Origin of the sequence: Streptomyces sp. NPDC002994 (assembly GCF_040611155.1) — a bacterium.
In the GTDB taxonomy this organism is placed as follows: Bacteria; Actinomycetota; Actinomycetes; order Streptomycetales; family Streptomycetaceae; genus Streptomyces.
The window spans coordinates 156336-175945 of sequence record NZ_JBEXNQ010000003.1; the positions used below are offsets into that span (position 1 = coordinate 156336).

Here is a 19610-nt window from a genome sequence, read left to right on the forward strand (position 1 = left end):
CGTCAGCCGGCGGCGGGGTGAATCTGCCGCGCCAGGCCCCGCAGAGCGCCGAGCGCCGATCCGATGGCGTCGAGATCCCCGTCGGTGAGGGTCCGCAGCGCGTCGACGACGTACCCCTCCATGAGATGCGCGACCTCGGCGAGCCGGTGGCGGGCCTCGGCCGTCAGGTGCAGATGCGCGACCCGCTTGTCCGCCGGATCCTGCCTGCGCTCAAGCAGCCCCTGGCCCGCCAGCTGGGTGACCAAGGCGCTCACATTGTTCGGCTTCATCAGCAGTACGTCGGCTGCCTCGCGCACGGTGGCCCCGTCCCGCTCCCCGACGAGCCGCAGGAGCGCCAGCTGGCCCTCGGGGGGCTTCGGATACGGAAAGTCCTGGGCGACACGGCGGTCAAGCGCCCGGTGCAGCGCGGGCAGGACGGCCGACATCGCTGACGCGATGTGTCGGAGGTCCTGTTCGGACGCGCTGGGGCGGGGCATGCGGACAGCATAGGTATGGCTAGATACCTATGTCAACATACATAAGTAAAACTTGAAGCCGCCTGCCATACCTAGGATGATCAGCGACTCCAGTACCCGTGGTGGGCAAGGGAGTTCCGATTCGTCCGGTCCCATCCAGTTGCTGCTCCCCGTCCTGCTCGACCTCACCCTCCCTGAGGATCTATGACGCCACACATACCGGAGGCGGTGATCTGGTGCCTTGCGGCCGGCGCCCTCCCGGGCTCGGTTCTGTTGGTGCGCCAACACCGGCTCACCGCCGCGCTACGCCGACGCCTGACGGCGCTGGAAGGCAGCCTGCGCGCTCGTGACGAGGAGGCCGCCCACTTGGTCGAGGCCCGCCTCTCCGCGTTGGCGCACGACCAGCCGCAGCCCGTACCCAGGCCCGGACTGCTCGATCCGCGGCTGGCCGCAACGGCGTACGGGCAGAGCCTGCAGCAGGTCGAGGACCTGTTCACCACGGCCGTCGGCACGGCACGGTCCCGAGCCGATCAGTCGGCGAGAGCAACGCTCAAGGCGGCGATGCGCGCAGTCCAAGCCCTCGCCAACGAACAGCAGTTGTCCATCTCTGACATGCAGGACCGGCACGACAGTCCCGATGTGCTCCAGGACCTGTTGGAGATCGACCACGCGAATGCGCAGTTCGGCCGCAGGGCGCAGGCGATCGCCGTTCTCTGCGGTTCCTGGCCGGGACGGCAGCGGGTCGCCTCACCTCTGATCGACGTCGTACGCGGCGCGACATCGCGGATCCGCGACTACCGGCGCGTGAACGTCCACTCGCGGGTCGACATGGACGTGGTGAGCCGGGCGGTGGAGCCCGTGGTCCTCGCGGTCGCCGAACTGCTGGACAACGCGGCCCGCCACTCGCAGCCCAACACGACGGTCGAGGTCAGCGTCCAGCCCGCGCACAACGGCATCTGCGTCGTCATCGACGACGCCGGGGTCGGCATGGACGCGCGCGAGACCGAGGAGGCGGGCCGGCGTCTGTCGGGCAAGGAAGACATCGACATCAACCGGCTCGGCGACCCGCCCCAGTTCGGGTTCGCCGCCATCGGCGTGCTCGCCGCCCGGTACGGGTTCACGGTCTCCGTCGACACCCGGTCGCCCTATGGGGGAGTGCGCGCCGTGCTGTTTCTCCCTCATACGCTCCTCAATCGCGTACGCGCTCCCAAAACGGCGATCCCGCCGGAGCCCGAGCCGGTGGCCGCACCGGTGCCCGCGACGGTTTCCGCTCCCGCCGCGGCCCCCGAGGCGGACCTCACGTCCGACGCGCCGGAAGCACGGCCGAGTCCTGAGCGGGCGCCGGCCCCGGCGGCCGCTCAGACGTCCACCGCGGGCGGCCTCCCCAAGCGCCGCCGCCGCGCCGCCCAGGACAACGCGACCAGCTCCCAGGAACCCGCCGCCACACCCCCACCCGGCGACGGTCACACCCCGGTCCGCCCGGCCGCCGAGACCGCCTCCCGCATGGGCGCGTTCGCCCGCGGCACCCGCTACGGGCGCGCCGCCTCCCAAGACGACGAAGGGAACCCGCAGGAATGAACGACCACATGGCCAACGAACTGGGCTGGATGCTCGACGAGGTCCTCAAGGTCCCGGAGGCCCGCCACGCGATCCTGCTCTCCGCCGACGGCATGCTCCGGGCGCACTCCCAGGGCATCGCGCGCGACGAAGCGGAACGGCAGGCCGCCGCGCTGTCCGGCCTCCAGTCGATCAGTCGCAGCACCGCCGAGTTCTGCGCCGAGGAGTCCTCTCCCTGGCAGCAGACACTGGTCGAGTTCGCCGACGGGTACGTCTTCCTGGTCGCCGCCGGCGCGGGCGCCTATCTGGCGGTCTCCGCCACCCAGAACGTCGACATGGAGGCGGTCACGTACGGCATGCACAAGCTGGTCGACCGGCTGGGCAAGGAGCTCACCAGTCCGCCCCGGCCAGGCACCAGCCGCCCGGCATGAGCCCGCCGGACAGGCGTGAACGGGGGCTCGTACGCCCCTATGTCGTGACGGACGGCCGCTCCCGTCCGACGCGAAACACGCTCGACCTGGTGACGCTCGTGACGGTCGCCGCCAACCGGCCACTCACCGGGCTGAGCCCGGAGAAGCGCCGCGTCATGGAGCTGTGCCGAGGCGGAGCGCTGTCGGTCGCCGAAGTGGCGGGTCACCTGGCGCTGGCGATCAGCGTCACCAAGGTCCTGCTCAGCGACCTGATCGACAGCGGCCACATCACCACCAGGCCCCCCGTCCCCAGGGCCCAGCTCCCCGCCGACCAGCTTCTGCAGGAGGTGCTTGATGGACTCCGCTCCAGGCTCTGACCAGCGGTATGTCCCCGACACGGTCAGGACCGCTGTCAAAATCCTGATCGTCGGTCACTTCGCGGTCGGCAAGACCACGTTCGTCGGCACGCTGTCCGAGATCCGGCCGCTGCGTACCGAAGAGACCATGACGCAGGCCAGTGAACCGACCGACGACCTGGCCGGGAGCCCGGACAAGAGCACCACGACCGTCGCCATGGACTTCGGCCGTCTCACGCTCAGCGAGCAACTGGTGCTGTACCTCTTCGGCGCTCCCGGGCAGAAACGCTTCACCGCGCTCTGGAAAGACATGCTGAACGGGGCCCTGGGCGCTCTCGTGCTCGCGGACACCCGGCGACTCGACCAGTCCTTCGACATCATGGGCCTGCTGGAGGAACACGGCATGCCGTACGCGGTCGCCGTCAACCAGTTCGACGACGCGCCGCTCTTCCCGGTCGCGGAAATACGCGAGGCCCTCGACCTCCTCCCCGAAACCCCCCTCGTCACCTGCGACGCGCGGAACACCGCATCCTCCACCGAGGCGCTGATCTCCCTCGTCGAGTACCTCCAGACCCGCACCTCCGAGGAGCACTGATGGCCACTCCCCAGCCCGCGCCGGGCACCGCGCCGCCGCCGCCCGGTTGTCCGGCGCACGCGGGTCGCATGTCGCTGTACGGACCGGAGTTCGCCGCCGACCCGGCCGCGACGTACGAACGGCTGCGTACGTACGGCTCCGTCGCACCCGTGGAGATCGCCCCCGGTGTCCACGCCTCGCTCGTCACCGGCTACGAGAGCGCCCTCGAGGTGCTGCGCAGCCCGGAGCGGTTCTCCAAGGACCCGCGCCGCTGGCGGGCACTCGCCGACGGGACGGTGCCCGCGGACAGCCCGGTCGTACCGATGATGATGTACCGGCCCAACGCGCTGTTCACCGACGGCGACGAGCACGCCCGGCTGCGCGGCGCGATCACCGACAGCCTCAGCCGTGTGGACCCGAACGCGCTGCGCGGGTACGTCGAGCAGAGCGCCGACACCCTCATCGACCGGTTCGGCCCCAAGGGGCAGGCCGATCTTCTCAGCGAGTACGGAGCGGTCCTGCCGCTGCTCGTCTTCAACCAGCTCTTCGGCTGCCCGCCGGAAACCGGGGACAAGCTCGTCCAGGGCATGTCCGGGATCTTCGACGCCAACGCCGACTCGGAGAAGGCCAACGCGGTTCTCACCGAGGGCGTCGCCGAGCTGGTCGCTCTCAAGCGGGAGCGGCCCGGAGCGGACGTGACGTCCTGGCTGATGGCCCATCCCGCGCGGCTCACCGACGAGGAAATGATGCATCAGCTCGTCGTCCTCATGGGCGCGGGCACCGAACCCCAGCAGAACCTGATCTGCAACGGGCTGCGGCTGCTGCTCTCCGACGACCGGTTCGGCGGTGACCTCGCCGGCGGCAGCATGCCCGTCGAGGACGCGCTCGACGAGGTCCTGTGGACGGACCCGCCGATGGCGAACTACGCCGTCCACTACCCGCTCCACGACCTGGAACTCGACGGAACCCCGCTGCGCGAGGGCGAGCCCGTCCTGATCAGCCTGGCCGCCGCGAACACCGACCCCGCCCTGGCCGGCGACCGGCGCGGCGGCAACCGCGCCCACCTGGCATGGAGCGCCGGTGCGCACACCTGCCCGGCGAAGAGCCCCGCCCGGCTGATCGCCGCGGTCGCCGTCGAAAAACTCCTCGACCGGCTCCCGGATGCCGAACTGGCCGTCGGGGTAGGTCGGTTGGAGTGGCGGCAGGGCCCCTTCCACCGGGCGCTGGCCGCCTTGCCTGTGCGCTTTCCCCCGATCACCGTGCCGGTCGTCACCACGGACAAGACCTCTGGAGCCCGTACATGGAACACGAATCCCGCCCCCTCGTCATCGACCCCTCCGGTGCCGACATCCACGCAGAGGGAGCCCGCATCCGGGAACGGGGGCCGGCAGCGCTGGTGGAGCTCCCTGGCCAGGTGGTGGCGTGGGCAGTAAGTGACCAGGCCCTGCTCAAGGAACTGCTCACCGACCCCCGCGTGTCCAAGGACCCCCGCCGGCACTGGTCCGCGTGGATCGACGGGGAGATAACCCCGGACTGGCCGCTGTTCGCCTGGGTCGCCGTGACGAACATGTTCACCGCCTACGGAAGCGACCACAGGCGGCTGCGGAAGCTGGTCTCCACGGCCTTCTCCGCGCGCGCCACCGAGGCCCTGCGCCCGCGTATCGAGCGTATGACGGCTGATCTGCTCGACGGTCTCGCCGCAACCCCTCAGGGACAGGCGGTGGATCTGCGCGAGGAGTACTGCTATCCGATCCCCATCCAGGTGATCTGCGAGCTGTTCGGCGTCAGCGACGAAGGCACCCGCAAGGAACTGCGCCGCCTGGTGGACGGCATCTTCAACACCGCCGCCACCGCGGAGGAGGCCGCGGCCACCTTCGAGAGCATCCACACCGTGCTGTCCGACCTCGTCGCGCTCAAGCGGCAGGCCCCGGGCGACGACATGACCAGCATCCTGATCGCCGCCCGGGAGGAGGACGGCTCGCGGCTGTCGGAGGCCGAACTGGTCGACACCCTGCTCCTGGTGATCGGCGCCGGGCACGAGACCACGGTCAATCTGCTGGACAACGCCGTCCACACCCTGCTGACCCACCCGGAACAGCTCAAACTGGTCCGGACGGGCGCGGCCTCCTGGAACGACGTGATCGAGGAGACGCTGCGCTTCGAGTCGCCGGTGGCGAGCCTGCCGCTGCGCTACGCGGTCGAGGACATCGAGACCCGGGGCGTGACGATCAAGAAGGGCGAGGCGATCCTTGCCGCGTACGCCGCCGCAGGGCGCAACCCCGCGCTCCACGGCGAGGACGCGGACCGGTTCGACGTCACCCGTGTGAACAAGGAACATCTCGCGTTCGGACACGGCGTTCACTTCTGCCTCGGAGCGCCGCTGGCCCGGCTGGAGGCCCAGATCGCCCTGCCGGCCCTCTTCGAGCGCTTCCCCGACCTGGCCATGGCCGTCCAGGCGGACGATCTGCGGCCCGTGGAGTCCTTCATCTCCAACGGCCACCGCAGCCTGCCGGTCCACCTGACCGGCTGAGCAGTAGGGGGAGGGCGGAGGGCCGGCACAGCGGCCCTCCGCCCTCCTGCCGGGGCCACCGGCCGCGCCGAGGCAGGTGATTCCGCCGATGCCCGCGTGCCGGACGTACCGCGACAGTGGCACCGCCAACGAACACGGCGGTGCCCGCCCCGGTACGACCGGCCGCAGCCCTCGGTAACGAGTGCGCTGCCCGGCCCGGCGTGGCGGCTCCGCCACGACCGAGAGGACGACTCAGTCGTGCAGCCGTACAACAGCGAGAACAGCTCCCGCACCCGCCGCCGCCACGCGAAGGGCCGCCTGCGGCCGCTCATGGCCGGCTTGGCGGCGCTCCTTGTCGCCGGTGGCCTCAGCTCCGCCACGACGCCCGCCGCCCAGGCGGCCGACAATCCGTACGAACGCGGACCCGCCCCCACCACAGCCAGTATCGAGGCGCCCACCGGCTCTTACGCGGTGTCGCGGACCACCGTCTCCTCCCTCAGCGTCACCGGCTTCGGCGGCGGGACCGTCTACTACCCGACCTCCACCAGCGACGGCACCTTCGGCGCCGTGGCGGTCTCTCCCGGCTACACCGGCACCCAGTCCTCCATCTCCTGGCTCGGTCCGCGCCTCGCCTCCCAGGGCTTCGTCGTCTTCACCATCGACACCCTTTCCAGGTACGACCAGCCCGACAGTAGAGGCCGTCAACTGCTCGCCGCCCTCGACTACTTGACCGACCGCAGCTCCGTACGCGGCCGGGTCGACAGCAGCAGGCTCGGCGTGATGGGCCACTCGATGGGCGGCGGCGGCTCGCTGGAAGCGGCCAAGAGCCGGCCCTCGCTCCAGGCCGCCATACCGCTCACCGGCTGGAACACCGACAAGACCTGGCCGGAGATCCAGACCCCGACCCTGATCGTGGGCGCCGACGGTGACACGGTCGCGTCGGTCGGCTCGCACTCCGAGCCCTTCTACGAGAGCCTGCCGTCCTCGCTCGACAAGGCGTACCTGGAACTCAACAACGCGACGCACTTCACGCCGAACTCGTCCAACACGACCATCGCGAAGTACAGCATTTCCTGGCTCAAGAGGTTCATCGACAACGACACCCGCTACGAGCAGTTCCTGTGCCCGCTGCCGCGCCCGAGCCTGACCATCGAGGAGTACCGGGGCAACTGCCCGCACACCTCCTGACGTCGACCGACATCGGTGCCGGCCGCGCGCCCCGCGGCCGGCGCCGGCACGCGCTTTCCCGGTGCCGTGTGCGCGGGCACAAACGTGGCCCGCCAACGCTGGGCGCGCGCCCAGGGCGCACCCTGCGTACGCGGCAGTAACGTGACAGGCGTGACCGGAATACGACCATGAGAAGTCCGCTCCGGCTGTACGGCCGGCATGCTGAACTGGAAGCCGTGGCAACCCTGTCGGACCGGCTGCGGTCCGGGCACGGCGGCGCGCTGCTGTTCGCCGCGGAGCCCGGATTCGGCCGCACCGCTCTCCTGCGCCGGGCCGCCCAGGACTTCGAGGCCGGTCCCGTCCTGCAGACCAGGGCCGTACCGGCCGAGAGCCGGCTCCCGTACAGCGGACTGCACGCGCTGCTGTGTGCCGCCGGTGATGTGCTGGGCGCCGCGCCCGCCGGCTTCCTGAGCTCGGGCCTCGGGCCCGGTGACCTGCTGGAGTTGCTGCGCGGACTCGCCGCCGGGCGGCCCCTGCTGGTGTGCGTCGACGACGCGCACCTGTGGGACGACCGGTCGCGCGCCGCCCTCGGCTTCGCCGCCCGCCGCGCGGAGGCCCTGCTCGGCGTCGGACTGCTGCTGTCCGTGACCGGACACCGGGCGCAGGACCCCGACTTCGCGGGGCTGCCCGTCGTCCACCTCGCCCCGCTCCCCGAACACGCCGCGCGGGACCTGCTGCACGAGGTGGCCGGGAAGAAGACGGAGCGTACGGATCCCGCCGTACGGGAGGCACTGCTGCACGAGGCCGAGGGCAACCCGGCCCTGCTGGAGGCACTCGTGCGACGGCTGTCACCCGCCCAGCTCTCCGGACACGCCCCGCTGCCCAGGCCGCTCTGCGACGGTGACACCCTGCTCCGTACGGTGGGTGACAGGCCGGCAGCCCTGCCGCCGGACACCGCGTTTCTGCTGCTGCTGGCGGCCGCCGCGCAGGAGCAGACCCCCGAAGCCGCCGGAGCGGACGCCGCCCTGGTCCTGCGCGCCGCCCGGGCCGCCGGTATCGGCCCGGAGGCGCTGGACTCGGACGAGGCGGCGGGAGTGGCGCGCAGCGACGGGGACGTGATCCGCTTCCACAGCTCGCTGTTACGACGCGCCGTTCACGCCGGTGCCACCCCCGCGCGGCGGCGCGCCGCCCACCAGCTGCTCGCCACCGTCCTCGCCGGTGACCGTTGCCGCCTCCCACGCCTGCTGCACCGCGCCATGGCCGCCGACGGCCCCGACCCTCGTCTCGCCGCCGACCTGGCAGCGGCCGCGGCCGCTCCCGACCCGTGGATACCCGGCCTGCAACGCTCCCTGGCCTTCGCCCGCGCGGCCGAGCTCACCACGACCGACGACAACGCCCGCATGTCCCGCATGACCGCCGCCGCGGAGCAGGCCCGGCTGGCAGGCCACCCGCACCGGGCGCGGGAGCTGCTGTCCGCCGCGCGTGCGGGGTCGGTCCACGACGCCGTACGAGGCAGGGCCGAACTCGTCGCAGGCGCCCTGGCGCTGGGTGACGGCCCCGCCGGCGACGCGTACGGGGCGCTGCTGGTGGCCGCCGGCCTGCTCGGCCCGTACGACCAGGAGCGCGCTCTCGACGCCCGGCTCGGCGCGCTGGAAGCCGCGTGGGCCGCGGGCGACGTCCCGGCCTGCGTGGCCGCGCTCGACGGCGGCGACAAGGACCGGGAAGAAGCCGCCGTACGCCAGGGTCTGTGTCCTCACGGCCCGCCTGTGCAGGCAGCCTTGCCCATCGCCGGTGAGGGCGGGGCGTGCCGCGACTACCGGGCCGGGATGCTGGCCGCCCTCGCCGCCCGGCCCGGCGAAGCCCGGGGACCGCTGCGGCGCGTCCTTGACCGGGCCGCGAGCGACGACGATCCGGTGCGGCTGCTGCGTGCCGGGGCGGCCGCGCTCGTCCTCGGCGACATCGCGGCCGCATGCCGCCTCAACGCGCGCGGCCTGGCCGTCGGCCGGGCCAGGGGGCTCGTCGCCCTCGTGCCCCGGCTCCTGGAACACCTGGCCTACGCCGAGTTACGGGCCGGACGCCACGCCCGGGCCGGAGCTCACGCGCGGGAGGGACTGCGCGCCGCCCACCGCGCCGGCCAGCGCAACGCCGTCGCCCATCAGCACGCGATCCTCGCCCTCGTCGCATCGGTCGAGAGCGACGCCGCGACCGTGGCCGGACACGTCGCCGCCGCCATGGCGACAGCCGGCCCGCACGGGCTCGCCCAGGCCACCACGCTGGCGGAATGGGCCTGTGGCAGAGCTGACTTGGGGCGCGGCCGGGTCTTCGAAGCCGCCGCCCGGCTCGGCCCGCTGGTACGGGCGGGGCCGCGACGCGGGCACTTCGCCGTCCGTATGCTGGCCGTTCCGTGCTTCGTCGAGGCCACCGCACTCGCCGGGCAGCCCGATGACGCACGGGCCGCCGCCGAGGAGTTCGCCGCCTGGGCGGCCACGGGCGGCGATCCGCAGGCCCCCGCGCTGCTCGCCCGCTGCCGGGCGCTGCTCGCGGGCCCTGAGGAGGCCGACGCCCTGTACGCCCATGCCCTGGCCGCACACGAGCTGGCCGACGGCGACTTCGAGCGGGCCCGCACCCACTTGCTGTACGGGAAGTGGCTGCGGCGCCGGCGCCGTCCGCGTGAGGCCAGGGGCCGCCTGAGGGACGCGCTGGTCGGATTCGAGCGCTCGGAGGCCCGTACGTGGGTGGACCAGACGCGAGCGGAGCTGCGGGCCACCGGCGACGTGGCCGGCGGAGAACCGGCGGGGGCGCTGTCGTGCCTGACGCCTCAGCAGCTTCGGATCGCACACTGTGTCGCCGAGGGCGCGACCAACCGCGAGGTGGCAATGCGGCTGTCCGTCAGCCCCCGGACCGTCGACCATCACCTGCGCAATGTCTTCGCGCTGCTGGGTGTGCGCTCCCGGGTGGAGTTGTCCCGGCTGGTGGACCGGGCCGGCCGCAACTGACGCACGCTCCTCGGGACGACCGCGCGGGCGTATCGGTTGAACTCCGATATGGCTTCCGGTCCGCAACGGTCGGCGCCGTGAATACCACGTACCGATCGCGGAGGCAACCACTCCATTTCCCGGCGTGGCTGGTTATGATCTGCACTCCTCACGTCTCACAGCGGCCGGGCCGGCCTTCCCCAAGGTCCCCCAGCCTTTTGCCTGGCCTGGTCGCTTGTCTGTTTTTCCGCTCTCCCCGTCCCGAGGACAGATGTCTCCCATAGAACCCGAAGGCCCACGAGATACGTCGAGATTTCGACGGCGGCTTCGTCGGCGCCTTCGTAGTCGGCGAACCGTCCGCCTGCGCACCCTGCTCATCTGTCTGGCGGTAGTCCCCACCGTCGCGATGAGTGCCCAAGTCGTCGTGACGGTCGACCGGTCGCTGGACCAGTCGGCGCACCTGCGCTCCGATGTGGCGGTCGGTGAGCGGATCGGCGTACCCGCGTACCAGCTCATGGTCGCGTTGCAGGCCGAGCGGACGATGACGGCCGCGCGGTGGGCGGGCTCCGCGGTGTCCGACGGCGAACTGCACCAGCGGCGCGCGGCCACGGACCGGGCCGCGGACGAGTTCCGCCGGAAGGCGGACGGAGCTCTGGCGGCGACCGGGTACGTCGCGGAGCTGAAGCGCAGCCTCGCGGATCTGGCCGCGTTCCGCGAGCGCGCGGACGCCCGCAGCGGGGGCGCGGATCGGACGATCGGCTACTACTCCGACCTCGTCGACACCATCATCCGGGTGTACCAGAACCAGTTCAGCCATGCGGAAGACGCCGAGCTCATCCAGGAGAGCGGCCTGGTCGTGACGGTGTTCACGGTGTCCGAGATGGTGGCACGCGAGACCACCATCCTCGCCACGGCCGGGCCGTCCAGGCGTCTGAGCCCTTCCGGGTTCGCCGAATTCGTCAACTCCGTCGGATCCCAGCGGTACCAGTACGACGAGTGGGTCGCGCCGTATCTGACGGCCGAGGACAAAGCGGCCTACGACCAGGTCTTCGCCTCGGACGGCTGGAAGACGAAGGTCCGCATCGAGGACGCGGTCATCTCCGACCACCAGAACACCGCGTCCGGCATCAAGCTACCCAAGGAGGCCGACGCCTGGGGGGCCGCGTATGACAAGTTCGCGGGGCGCGTTGCCGCGCTCGACGCGAAACAGGGGCGAGCACTACTCGTGCACGCCGACGCCAAGGCCACGCAGCTGGAGAACGAAGTCATCTGGCTGATCGCCGGAAACGGCGCAGTCCTCTTTGCCGTCGCGGGGGTCGTCGTGTTCACCACCCGCTCGGTGCTGCGCCGCCTGCGCGGTCTGCACGAGAGCACGGTGGCCATCGCTGAGGAGACGCTGCCCGACGTCGTGGCCCGGCTCCAGCGCGGGCAGCCCGTCGACGCCGACGCGCTGCCCAGCCCGACCGGGGCCCAGGACGAGGTCGGGCGTATCAACGACGCGTTCGCCCGGGTCGTCGCCGTATCCGTCGACGGGCACCGGCAGCTCTCGGACGAGCGGCACGGCTTCGGCATGTTCGCCGCGGGCATCGCCTCACGCACCGGGAACCTGGTCAGCCGCCAGCTGAGCCTCACCGAGGACCTTCAGGACACTTTCGGCCACAACGAAGCACTCCTTGCCCAGTTGATGCGATCCGACCAGTTGACGGTGGGTATGCGACGGCAGATCGAGAACCTGCTCATCCTGGCCGGCGGCGAGATCCCGGACCCGCACACCGAGCCCATGCGTGTCGCCGACCTGCTGCGCGAGGCCGCCGCGGAGGTCGAGGACTTCCGGCGGATCGACCGGCAGGCCCTGGACGAGATCAGCGTGGAGCCGCGGGTGATCAGCCAGATCAGTCACCTGCTGGCGGAGCTGCTGGACAACGCCACCCGGTTCTCCCCGCCGAAGTCGAAGGTCGTCATCCGGGCCGAGCTGGTGGCTGACGGCCTTCTCGTCGAGATCGAGGACCGCGGCCCACGGGTGACGCCCGCGAGCTACGAAGAGATGAACCGGCGGCTGCACTCCGCTCCGCCGTACGCCGTCCTGGCACAGAACGCGCACCGGCTCGGCCTCTTCGTGGTCGGCCACCTCGCCGATCAGCTCCCGGCCACGGTCACGCTGCGCCGCTCGGTGTACGGCGGGACATCGGCGGTGGTGATCATCCCCGGGGAGCTGCTCGTACCGACGGAGCGGGAACCGGCACCCAAGCCCGAACCGGTCGTACGGGCGAAGCCGGAGCCGGCCGTGCGGGCGAAGCCCGAGCCGGCCCCGCGGGCGAAGTCGGAGCCGGCGAACCGCCGGCCGCCCGCCGCGGAGCGGTCGCCTGACAGCGCGCGCCCGCTCCGGGCCGTGGCACCGGCCGGCACCCCCCGCCCGACCCTCCCCGAGCGCGTGCCGCACACCCACATCGCCGAGCAACTCCGCGACCCGCGCCCACCAGCAGAAGCAGCGGCCGGTCAGGAGGCGACGACACCCGAAGAGGTGGCCGACGCCTGGGCCGACTACGAACAAGGGACCCAGAAAGTGGAAGCAGAGCTCCGACAGGACCAGCCATGACGACGACATCGAACGACATGATCTACAGCATTCTCGACAACAACCTCAGCAGGATCGCCGGCATCCAGGGCGCCGTGCTCCTGTCCAACGACGGGATCAATCTCAGCGCGTACCTGCTGGAACGGGACCAGGCGGAGCGCATGGCCGCGGCGTCCTCCGGGATCGCGGCCACGATGAAGGCGATATCCAGGGAAATCAACGGCGGCCAGGTCATCCGCCAGCTGGTCGAGATGGACGACCGCTATCTCTGCATCGTCGGGTGCGGGGAGGGTAGCACGCTCATCGTCGTCACCTCCCGCAAGGCACGCCTCGGCGAGCTGGGCGGTGAGGCCGTACGGACCGCCCAGGCCCTCGGCGAGTGGCTGGGCACACCCGAGCGGACCCAGGCGCTCCCGTCGTAATGCAGGACGATCCGCAACACCGGGACCGCCGCCGGACGCGGCTGTACGCCCTGACCGACGGGCGTACAGCCACTCCGCACACCGTCCTCACCATGGACACCATGATCACGGCGGCGGTCGCCGCGGACGACCACGGCGGCCTGCCCACCGAGTGGCAGGCCATCCTCGCCATGTGCCCGGCTCCGAACGGGCGGGCGGTCGCCGAGATCGCCGCCCGGATGCACATGCGCCTCACCCCGATGGCGGTCCTGCTCGGCGAACTCGTGGATCGCGGGCTGATCCACCACCGGCCGCCCCTGGAAGGCGCCGAGACCAGCAATGTCCACCTGCTCATGAGAATCAGGGACAGCCTTGCCCACCTATGACACACCTGCCCAGGAAGCGGCGCCGGTCAAGATCCTCATCGCCGGCGGCTTCGGCGTCGGCAAGACGACCCTGGTCGAGACGGTCTCCGAGATCGAGCCGCTGCGCACGGAGGAGCGGCTGACGGCCGCCGGCGTCGGCGTCGACGACCTCGACGGCATCGAGTCCAAGACGGTGACCACCGTGGCGATGGACTTTGGCCGGATCACGCTCACCGACGCCGGAGTCGTCCTCTACCTGTTCGGGACACCGGGCCAGGAGCGGTTCTGGTTCATGTGGGACGACCTGCTGAACGGGGCGCTCGGGGCGATCGTGCTGGTCGACACGCGGCGCCTGGACCGCAGCTTCCCGGCGGTCGACTTCTTCGAGAGCCGCGGGCTTCCGTTCGTGGTCGGCGCCAACTGCTTCCACGGCGAGCAGCTGTACACCGCCGAGGAGATCGGGGCGGCGCTGCGGCTGCGTGACCCGAACACGCCCGTCCTCATGCTCGACGCCCGCTCCCGTACGGACGTACGCGGCGCCCTGCTTTCCCTCCTCGACCTGCTCATCGCCAAGGCACGGACCACGGCGGGGGTCTAGAAGGGACAGAACTTCCCGCTTGGCTTTCTCGGCGTGCGCCCGACCGCGGTCGGACGGAGTATGAAGCCGATGAGCGGAGGAGCTGTGACCAAGGGAGATCCGACGGCGGGCGGGGACGACGCCCTCGTCGTGCTGAAGAACGTCAACAAGCACTTCGGCGCGCTGCATGTGCTTCAGGACATCGACCTGACCATCGCCAGTGGCGAGGTCGTGGTCGTCATCGGACCTTCCGGGGGCGGGAAGTCCACACTGTGCCGCGCCATCAACCGTCTGGAGGCCATCGACTCGGGCGAGATCTTCATCGACGGCAAGCCGATGCCGGCCGAGGGTCGTGAGCTGGCCGGACTGCGGGCCGATGTGGGCATGGTCTTCCAGTCCTTCAACCTCTTCGCGCACAAGACCGTGCTGCAGAACGTGACGCTGGGCCAGATCAAGGTCCGCAAGAAGGACAAGAAGGCCGCCGAGGAGCGGGCGCGCTCGCTCCTCGACCGGGTGGGTGTCGGCAATCAGGCGGACAAGTATCCCGCCCAGCTCTCCGGTGGCCAGCAGCAGCGCGTGGCGATCGCCAGAGCGCTGGCGATGGACCCGAAGATCATGCTCTTCGACGAGCCGACCTCGGCGCTCGACCCCGAGATGATCAACGAGGTGCTGGAGGTCATGCAGCAGCTCGCCCGCGACGGAATGACGATGGTCGTCGTCACGCACGAGATGGGCTTCGCCCGTTCGGCCGCCAACCGAGTGGTCTTCATGGCGGACGGACGGATCGTGGAAGAGACGACGCCCGACCAGTTCTTCAGCAACCCGCGCAGCGACCGCGCCAAGGACTTCCTGTCGAAGATCCTTCACCACTGAACAGGGAATGATCACCATGAAGATTCTCAAGGCCACCGCCGCGGCCGCCGCCGCGCTCGCACTGTCCCTGAGCGCCACGGCCTGCGGCTCCGACGACGGCGACGAGAGCGGTACGGGCGGCGGCGGGGACAAGCTCACCGTCGGTATCAAGTTCGACCAGCCGGGCCTCGGCCTGAAGACGCCGGACGGCAAGTACACCGGATTCGACGTCGACGTGGCGACGTACGTCGCCAGGGAGCTCGGCACCGAGCCCGGCGACATCGAGTGGAAGGAAGCCAAGAGCGCCGACCGCGAGCAGCTCCTGGAGCGCGGCGATGTCGACTTCATCGCGGCCACCTACTCGATCAACGAGGAACGTGAGAAGAAGGTCGACTTCGCCGGCCCCTACCTGCTCGCGCACCAGGACATCCTGGTCCGGGCGGACGACGACTCCATCAAGAAGCCCGAGGACCTGAACAACAAGAAGCTCTGCTCGGTCACCGGATCGACCTCCGCGCAGAACGTCAAGTCGAGGCTCGCGCCGAGGGCGCAGCTCCAGGAGTACGGCGGCTATTCGGAGTGCCTGACCGGCCTGGAGAACAGGGTCATCGACGCCCTCACAACCGACGACGTGATCCTCGCCGGCTACGCCGCGCAGAAGGAGCACCAGGGCAAGTTCAAGCTGGGCGGCTTCAAGCTGAGCAACGAGAACTACGGCATCGGCGTCCAGAACGGCAGCGATCTCAAGGCCAGGATCAACACCGCCCTGGAGAAGATGGTCGATGACGGCTCCTGGGACGAGTACGTCAAGAAGAACTTCGGCCCGGCCAACTACAAGAACGAACCCGCCCCGGAGATCGGCAACATCGTCCGCTGACGCACCTCCACACACGCGGAAAGCGGGCGATCGTGTTCGACTTTCTTGAGGGTTACGATCTGCTGGGCGCCTTCTGGGTGACGGTACAGCTCACCGTCTACTCGGCCATCGGCTCCCTGATCTGGGGAACGATCCTGGCCGCCATGCGGGTGAGCCCGGTGCCGCTGATGCGCGGCTTCGGCACCTCGTACGTCAACGTGGTGCGGAACATTCCGCTGACGGTGATCATCGTCTTCACCTCGCTGGGCCTCTTCCAGACGCTCAGCGTCAGTCTCGGCGCCCAGGATTTCGAGACCATCAACTTCAGGCTTTCCGTGCTCGGCTTCATCGCCTACACCTCGGCGTTCGTCTGTGAGGCGCTGAGGTCCGGGATCAACACGGTGCCTGTCGGTCAGTCGGAGGCAGCGCGTGCCATCGGCCTGAGCTTCACGCAGGTGCTGTCGCTGATCGTCCTTCCGCAGGCCTTCCGTTCCGTGGTGGGGCCGCTCGCGAACGTGCTGATCGCACTGACCAAGAACACCACGGTGGCCGCCGCGATCGGTGTGGCCGAGGCGGCCACCCTGATGCGGGAAATGATCGAGAACGAGGCGCAGCTCATCCTCATCTCCGCCATTTTCGCGCTCGGGTTCATCTGCCTCACCCTCCCGACCGGACTGATCCTCGGCTGGGTGAGCAAGAAGGTGGCGGTGAGGCGATGACGTCCGTTCTGTACGACGTTCCCGGGCCCCGCGCGAAACGGCGCAACGTCCTGTTCACGATCGTGTTCCTGGTGGCGCTCGCGGCACTGATCTGGTGGGTGCTGAAGGCCCTCGCCGACAAGAACCAGCTCGAGTGGATCAAGTGGGAGCCGTTCTTCACCGACGGCCGCGCCTGGACGACGTACATCCTGCCCGGGCTTGAGAACACGCTCATCGCCGCCTCCCTCGCCATGGTCATCGCCCTGCCCCTCGGCGCGCTCTTCGGTATCGCGCGGCTCTCCGACCACTGGTGGGTACGCGGCGCGGCCGGCACGGTCGTGGAGTTCTTCCGCGCCATTCCGGTGCTGATCCTGATGCTCTTCGCCAACGCGGCGTACGCCGAGTTCACCGACATCAGCCCCGAGAACCGGCCGCTGTACGCCGTGGTCACCGGCCTCGTCCTCTACAACGCCTCGGTACTCGCCGAGGTGGTGCGGGCCGGAATCCTGTCCCTGCCCACCGGCCAGACCGACGCGGCCAAGGCGATCGGCATGCGCAAGGGCCAGACCATGCGCTACGTCCTGCTGCCGCAGTCGGTCACCGCGATGCTTCCGGCGCTCGTCAGCCAGCTGGTCGTCATCGTGAAGGACACCGCGCTCGGCGGGGCGCTGCTCGGCTTCTCCGAGCTGCTGGCATCGGTACGCCCGATGAGCGCGAACTACGGTGCGAACACCATCGCCAGCTTCACCGTGGTCGCAGTGATCTTCGTCCTGCTGAACTTCGCGCTGACCACCTTCGCCAGCTGGCTGGAGGGCAGACTGCGGCGCGGCAAGAAGTCCACCGGCGCGGTGGTGGGCGTCGACGCCGTCGAGGACCTCGCGAGACCCGGCGAACACATGGGCCCGGGCGGACCGGACAGATCGTAAAGCCGGGCGAACGGCACCTCACGACCGGTAACAATGGCTGCCATGGCCGAGATACCTGCCGTACTCCGGCAACGATTGACGACGCCCGCCGGCGGTGAGCCGCCCGGGATTCTGGTGGTCGAGCACGAGGCGGAGTGTCCGCCCGGACTGTGGGGCGGGTGGCTGACCGAAGCCGGTCTGCGGCTGCACGTCGTACGCCCTTATCTGGGTGAGCCGCTGCCCGAGGACGTCGACCACTTCGCCGGACTCCTCGTCCTGGGCGGATCCCCTGGCCCCTGGGACGACGACCGCTTCCCGTGGCTGCCCGCCACCAGGGCCCTCCTGCGTACGGCCTTCGAGCACGGCACTCCCACGTTCGGCATCTGCCTCGGGGCCGAGCTGATGACCGCGGAGTTCGACGGCCGCACCGAACGCCGCGATGTGCCTCAAATCGGTGTGTACGACCTGAAGGTGCTCCCCGCGGCGGCCGAAGATCCCGTCTTCGCCGGACTGGCCGACTGCCCGCCGGCCATGCTCTGGCACCGGGAGGAAATGGCCACCCTGCCGCCCGGGGCGGTCCTTCTGATAGGCGGCACCGACTCCCCGCACCAGGCCTTCCGCCTCGGCGATCAGGCGTGGGGAACCCAGTTCCACCCCGAGGCGACGCCGGAGATCGTCACGGGCTGGGCCGACGAAAGCGCCATGCTGTGCGAGGCCGGGGCCGACGCGGACGAGATCGTCGCGCAGGTGGCGGCGGCAGCGGCCGAGACGACCCGGACCTGGCGCCCGGTCGCCCACCGCTGGGCCGCCCTGGTCCACCAGCGCCACAGGGATCGTCTTCTGCCGTCATGAGACGCTGGTCGCCATGAGCACACCACCGGACGGGCTGCCGGCCTATCGCGTTCTGACCGGGCCCGACGACGCCACGTTCTGCCGACGGGTGAGCGAGGCGATCGCCCTTGGCTATCAGCTGTATGAAGGCCCCGCCATTACCTTCAACGGCGAGCGCGTGATCGTCGCGCAGGCACTGGTCTGGCCGGTGAAGCGGTAACAACCGCGCAGGCGATATTGTGCGGCCCGAGAAGTGGCTGACCACGACGGGTACGCGGAAGGGGGTGGGTTTCGTCATGGCGATATCCATGAGCAGTGTGGATCTTTTCGACGAGGCGTACGCCCTTGACCCGTTTCCGGTGTGGGACGCGCTGCGCGAGAACGCGCCCGTGCACTACGAACCGGACACGGGTCTGTGGCTGGTGAGCCGGTACGACGACGTTCGAGCCGTATTGCTCGATACGGACACCTTCCTGCCGGCCAACGCGATGGACGCGATCGGCCGCTTCTCGGTGCAGACCCTGCGCGTCCTCGCCAAAGCCAAGTTCGCCCTGCCGCCCACGCTCGCCAGCAACGGCGGCGAAAGCCACGCCGGCTACCGGCGCATCATGACAAGGCTGCTCAACGCCCAGGCCGTCACCGCCGCCGTGCCCATGGTCGAGCAGGTGACCGGGGAGTGTGTGGACCAGGTCGAGGAACGCCTCGATGCCGACGGTGTGTGCGACCTCGCCACCACACTCGCCCGGGACGTCCCGTTGCGGGTGCTGCTGCGGCTGCTCGGCCTCGACGAGGCCATTGACGTCGGCATCGACACGCTGGCCCGGTGGAGCGACGCCTCCCTGGAGTTGTTCTGGGGCCGGCCGGACGCCGGCCGGCAGCGGGAGCTGGCAGGGGAGGCAGCCGACTTCTACTCCTGGCTCAGGGGCCTGGTGACCGAGCCCGGCCCCGGTGAAGACACGCTGCTCGGCGCACTGGCGGCGCACCGGCTGCCGGGTGGCGAGCCACTGAGCGTGGCCGAGACCGTCGCGGTGCTCTACTTCATGATCATCGCCGGTCAGGCGACCACCCGGCAGATGCTCAGCATCATGTACCGGCGCGCACTCACCGAACCCGGGCTGTGGCAGCGCTTCGCCGACGAGCCGGGCAGTGCGCAGCCGTGGACCGAGGAGGTGCTGCGCCGCGAGCCCCCGATCACCACCTGGCGCAGGGTCACCGGCCGGCCGGTCACCCTACGCGGAGTGGACATCCCGGCGGGCGCGCCGCTGCTGCTGATGCTGGCCTCGACGGGCTCGGACCCCGAGGTGTTCGAGAACCCGGAGCAGCTCTGCCCGTACCGGCCGAACCAGCGCAAGCATCTGGCCTTCGGCGTAGGGCGTCACAGGTGCTCCGGAGCCGAACTGGCCAGGATGGAGGCCGGCGTGATGATGCGGATGACCGCGTCGCGACTGCCCGGCCTGCGGCTCGCGGACACCTCCTCGCCCCCGGAGATGCTGGGACTGCTGTCCTTCCGGGCGCCGCTGCACGTTCGCGTGGAACGAGGCTGACCG

At 70.3% G+C, this 19610-nt stretch carries 20 protein-coding genes; 19 read left to right on the forward strand and 1 reads right to left on the reverse strand.

Features of this window, described 5'->3' with window-relative positions; translation table 11 throughout:
* Nucleotides 1-2: 2 nt before the first annotated feature.
* On the reverse strand, nucleotides 3-476 hold the full coding sequence (locus ABZX79_RS04485) for a MarR family transcriptional regulator (RefSeq protein WP_355251451.1): 474 nt from the start codon (nucleotides 474-476) through the stop codon (nucleotides 3-5).
* Between the two features lie 183 nt (nucleotides 477-659).
* Here ABZX79_RS04485 and ABZX79_RS04490 point away from each other — a divergent pair, with 183 nt between their 5' ends.
* The 19 genes from ABZX79_RS04490 (at nucleotide 660) to ABZX79_RS04580 (ending at nucleotide 19607) form a co-directional block, all read left to right on the forward strand.
* Nucleotides 660-2033 carry an ATP-binding protein gene (locus ABZX79_RS04490; RefSeq protein WP_355251454.1) on the forward strand — a complete coding sequence of 458 codons (1374 nt, stop codon included), beginning with the start codon at nucleotides 660-662 and terminating at the stop codon, nucleotides 2031-2033.
* On the forward strand, nucleotides 2030-2443 hold the full coding sequence (locus ABZX79_RS04495) for a roadblock/LC7 domain-containing protein (RefSeq protein WP_355251457.1): 414 nt from the start codon (nucleotides 2030-2032) through the stop codon (nucleotides 2441-2443). The genes ABZX79_RS04490 and ABZX79_RS04495 overlap by 4 nt, the downstream gene beginning before the upstream one ends.
* Nucleotides 2440-2799 carry a DUF742 domain-containing protein gene (locus ABZX79_RS04500; RefSeq protein ID WP_355251460.1) on the forward strand — a complete coding sequence of 120 codons (360 nt, stop codon included), beginning with the start codon at nucleotides 2440-2442 and terminating at the stop codon, nucleotides 2797-2799. The genes ABZX79_RS04495 and ABZX79_RS04500 overlap by 4 nt, the downstream gene beginning before the upstream one ends.
* Entirely contained in the window at nucleotides 2777-3373 is a 597-nt protein-coding gene (locus tag ABZX79_RS04505; RefSeq protein ID WP_355251463.1) for an ATP/GTP-binding protein, read from the forward strand. The genes ABZX79_RS04500 and ABZX79_RS04505 overlap by 23 nt, the downstream gene beginning before the upstream one ends.
* Nucleotides 3373-4785, forward strand: coding sequence for a cytochrome P450 (locus ABZX79_RS04510; RefSeq protein WP_355251466.1), 1413 nt, complete (start codon nucleotides 3373-3375; stop codon nucleotides 4783-4785). Before ABZX79_RS04505 ends, ABZX79_RS04510 begins: the two co-directional genes overlap by 1 nt.
* Nucleotides 4767-5882 carry a cytochrome P450 gene (locus ABZX79_RS04515; protein ID WP_355251469.1) on the forward strand — a complete coding sequence of 372 codons (1116 nt, stop codon included), beginning with the start codon at nucleotides 4767-4769 and terminating at the stop codon, nucleotides 5880-5882. Before ABZX79_RS04510 ends, ABZX79_RS04515 begins: the two co-directional genes overlap by 19 nt.
* A 309-nt stretch (nucleotides 5883-6191) precedes the next feature.
* Nucleotides 6192-7049, forward strand: coding sequence for a dienelactone hydrolase family protein (locus ABZX79_RS04520; RefSeq protein WP_355251986.1), 858 nt, complete (start codon nucleotides 6192-6194; stop codon nucleotides 7047-7049).
* Nucleotides 7050-7216: 167 nt separating this feature from the next.
* Nucleotides 7217-10024, forward strand: a complete 2808-nt coding sequence (locus ABZX79_RS04525) for a LuxR family transcriptional regulator (protein ID WP_355251472.1) — start codon at nucleotides 7217-7219, stop codon at nucleotides 10022-10024.
* A gap of 385 nt (nucleotides 10025-10409) precedes the next feature.
* Complete coding sequence (locus tag ABZX79_RS04530) at nucleotides 10410-12599, forward strand: nitrate- and nitrite sensing domain-containing protein (RefSeq protein WP_355251475.1); 2190 nt, start codon at nucleotides 10410-10412, stop codon at nucleotides 12597-12599.
* The gene (locus ABZX79_RS04535; protein ID WP_355251478.1) at nucleotides 12596-13000 is read left to right on the forward strand and encodes a roadblock/LC7 domain-containing protein; all 405 of its coding nucleotides are present in this window, start codon (nucleotides 12596-12598) and stop codon (nucleotides 12998-13000) included. Before ABZX79_RS04530 ends, ABZX79_RS04535 begins: the two co-directional genes overlap by 4 nt.
* A complete protein-coding gene (locus tag ABZX79_RS04540) occupies nucleotides 13000-13365 on the forward strand; it encodes a DUF742 domain-containing protein (protein WP_355251481.1) in 366 nt (121 codons plus the stop codon). Before ABZX79_RS04535 ends, ABZX79_RS04540 begins: the two co-directional genes overlap by 1 nt.
* Nucleotides 13352-13942: an ATP/GTP-binding protein gene (locus tag ABZX79_RS04545; protein ID WP_355251484.1), complete on the forward strand. Its 591-nt coding sequence runs from the start codon at nucleotides 13352-13354 to the stop codon at nucleotides 13940-13942. Before ABZX79_RS04540 ends, ABZX79_RS04545 begins: the two co-directional genes overlap by 14 nt.
* Before the next feature lie 69 nt (nucleotides 13943-14011).
* Complete coding sequence (locus ABZX79_RS04550) at nucleotides 14012-14794, forward strand: amino acid ABC transporter ATP-binding protein (RefSeq protein ID WP_355251486.1); 783 nt, start codon at nucleotides 14012-14014, stop codon at nucleotides 14792-14794.
* 16 nt (nucleotides 14795-14810) lie between these two features.
* A complete protein-coding gene (locus ABZX79_RS04555) occupies nucleotides 14811-15650 on the forward strand; it encodes a glutamate ABC transporter substrate-binding protein (RefSeq protein ID WP_355251489.1) in 840 nt (279 codons plus the stop codon).
* 32 nt (nucleotides 15651-15682) lie between these two features.
* Complete coding sequence (locus ABZX79_RS04560) at nucleotides 15683-16348, forward strand: ABC transporter permease subunit (protein ID WP_355251492.1); 666 nt, start codon at nucleotides 15683-15685, stop codon at nucleotides 16346-16348.
* Nucleotides 16345-17253 (forward strand): amino acid ABC transporter permease, encoded by a 909-nt coding sequence (locus tag ABZX79_RS04565; RefSeq protein ID WP_355251495.1) that lies wholly within the window; start codon nucleotides 16345-16347, stop codon nucleotides 17251-17253. The genes ABZX79_RS04560 and ABZX79_RS04565 overlap by 4 nt, the downstream gene beginning before the upstream one ends.
* 42 nt (nucleotides 17254-17295) lie before the next feature.
* Entirely contained in the window at nucleotides 17296-18084 is a 789-nt protein-coding gene (locus ABZX79_RS04570) for a type 1 glutamine amidotransferase (protein ID WP_355251498.1), read from the forward strand.
* Nucleotides 18085-18097: 13 nt separating this feature from the next.
* Entirely contained in the window at nucleotides 18098-18283 is a 186-nt protein-coding gene (locus ABZX79_RS04575) for a DUF1737 domain-containing protein (protein ID WP_355251501.1), read from the forward strand.
* 88 nt (nucleotides 18284-18371) lie between these two features.
* Complete coding sequence (locus ABZX79_RS04580; RefSeq protein WP_355251504.1) at nucleotides 18372-19607, forward strand: cytochrome P450; 1236 nt, start codon at nucleotides 18372-18374, stop codon at nucleotides 19605-19607.
* Nucleotides 19608-19610: the final 3 nt, after the last annotated feature.

Excerpts from the sequence above, each read along its gene's own strand:
- ABZX79_RS04485 (WP_355251451.1), bottom strand. The coding sequence starts at position 476 with ATGCCCCGCCCCAGCGCGTCCGAACAGGACCTCCGACACATCGCGTCA.
- ABZX79_RS04490 (WP_355251454.1), top strand. The coding sequence starts at position 660 with ATGACGCCACACATACCGGAGGCGGTGATCTGGTGCCTTGCGGCCGGC.
- ABZX79_RS04495 (WP_355251457.1), top strand. The coding sequence starts at position 2,030 with ATGAACGACCACATGGCCAACGAACTGGGCTGGATGCTCGACGAGGTC.
- ABZX79_RS04500 (WP_355251460.1), top strand. The coding sequence starts at position 2,440 with ATGAGCCCGCCGGACAGGCGTGAACGGGGGCTCGTACGCCCCTATGTC.
- ABZX79_RS04505 (WP_355251463.1), top strand. The coding sequence starts at position 2,777 with ATGGACTCCGCTCCAGGCTCTGACCAGCGGTATGTCCCCGACACGGTC.
- ABZX79_RS04510 (WP_355251466.1), top strand. The coding sequence starts at position 3,373 with ATGGCCACTCCCCAGCCCGCGCCGGGCACCGCGCCGCCGCCGCCCGGT.
- ABZX79_RS04520 (WP_355251986.1), top strand. The coding sequence starts at position 6,192 with ATGGCCGGCTTGGCGGCGCTCCTTGTCGCCGGTGGCCTCAGCTCCGCC.
- ABZX79_RS04525 (WP_355251472.1), top strand. The coding sequence starts at position 7,217 with ATGAGAAGTCCGCTCCGGCTGTACGGCCGGCATGCTGAACTGGAAGCC.
- ABZX79_RS04530 (WP_355251475.1), top strand. The coding sequence starts at position 10,410 with ATGAGTGCCCAAGTCGTCGTGACGGTCGACCGGTCGCTGGACCAGTCG.
- ABZX79_RS04535 (WP_355251478.1), top strand. The coding sequence starts at position 12,596 with ATGACGACGACATCGAACGACATGATCTACAGCATTCTCGACAACAAC.
- ABZX79_RS04540 (WP_355251481.1), top strand. The coding sequence starts at position 13,000 with ATGCAGGACGATCCGCAACACCGGGACCGCCGCCGGACGCGGCTGTAC.
- ABZX79_RS04550 (WP_355251486.1), top strand. The coding sequence starts at position 14,012 with ATGAGCGGAGGAGCTGTGACCAAGGGAGATCCGACGGCGGGCGGGGAC.
- ABZX79_RS04555 (WP_355251489.1), top strand. The coding sequence starts at position 14,811 with ATGAAGATTCTCAAGGCCACCGCCGCGGCCGCCGCCGCGCTCGCACTG.
- ABZX79_RS04565 (WP_355251495.1), top strand. The coding sequence starts at position 16,345 with ATGACGTCCGTTCTGTACGACGTTCCCGGGCCCCGCGCGAAACGGCGC.
- ABZX79_RS04570 (WP_355251498.1), top strand. The coding sequence starts at position 17,296 with ATGGCCGAGATACCTGCCGTACTCCGGCAACGATTGACGACGCCCGCC.
- ABZX79_RS04575 (WP_355251501.1), top strand. The coding sequence starts at position 18,098 with ATGAGCACACCACCGGACGGGCTGCCGGCCTATCGCGTTCTGACCGGG.
- ABZX79_RS04580 (WP_355251504.1), top strand. The coding sequence starts at position 18,372 with ATGAGCAGTGTGGATCTTTTCGACGAGGCGTACGCCCTTGACCCGTTT.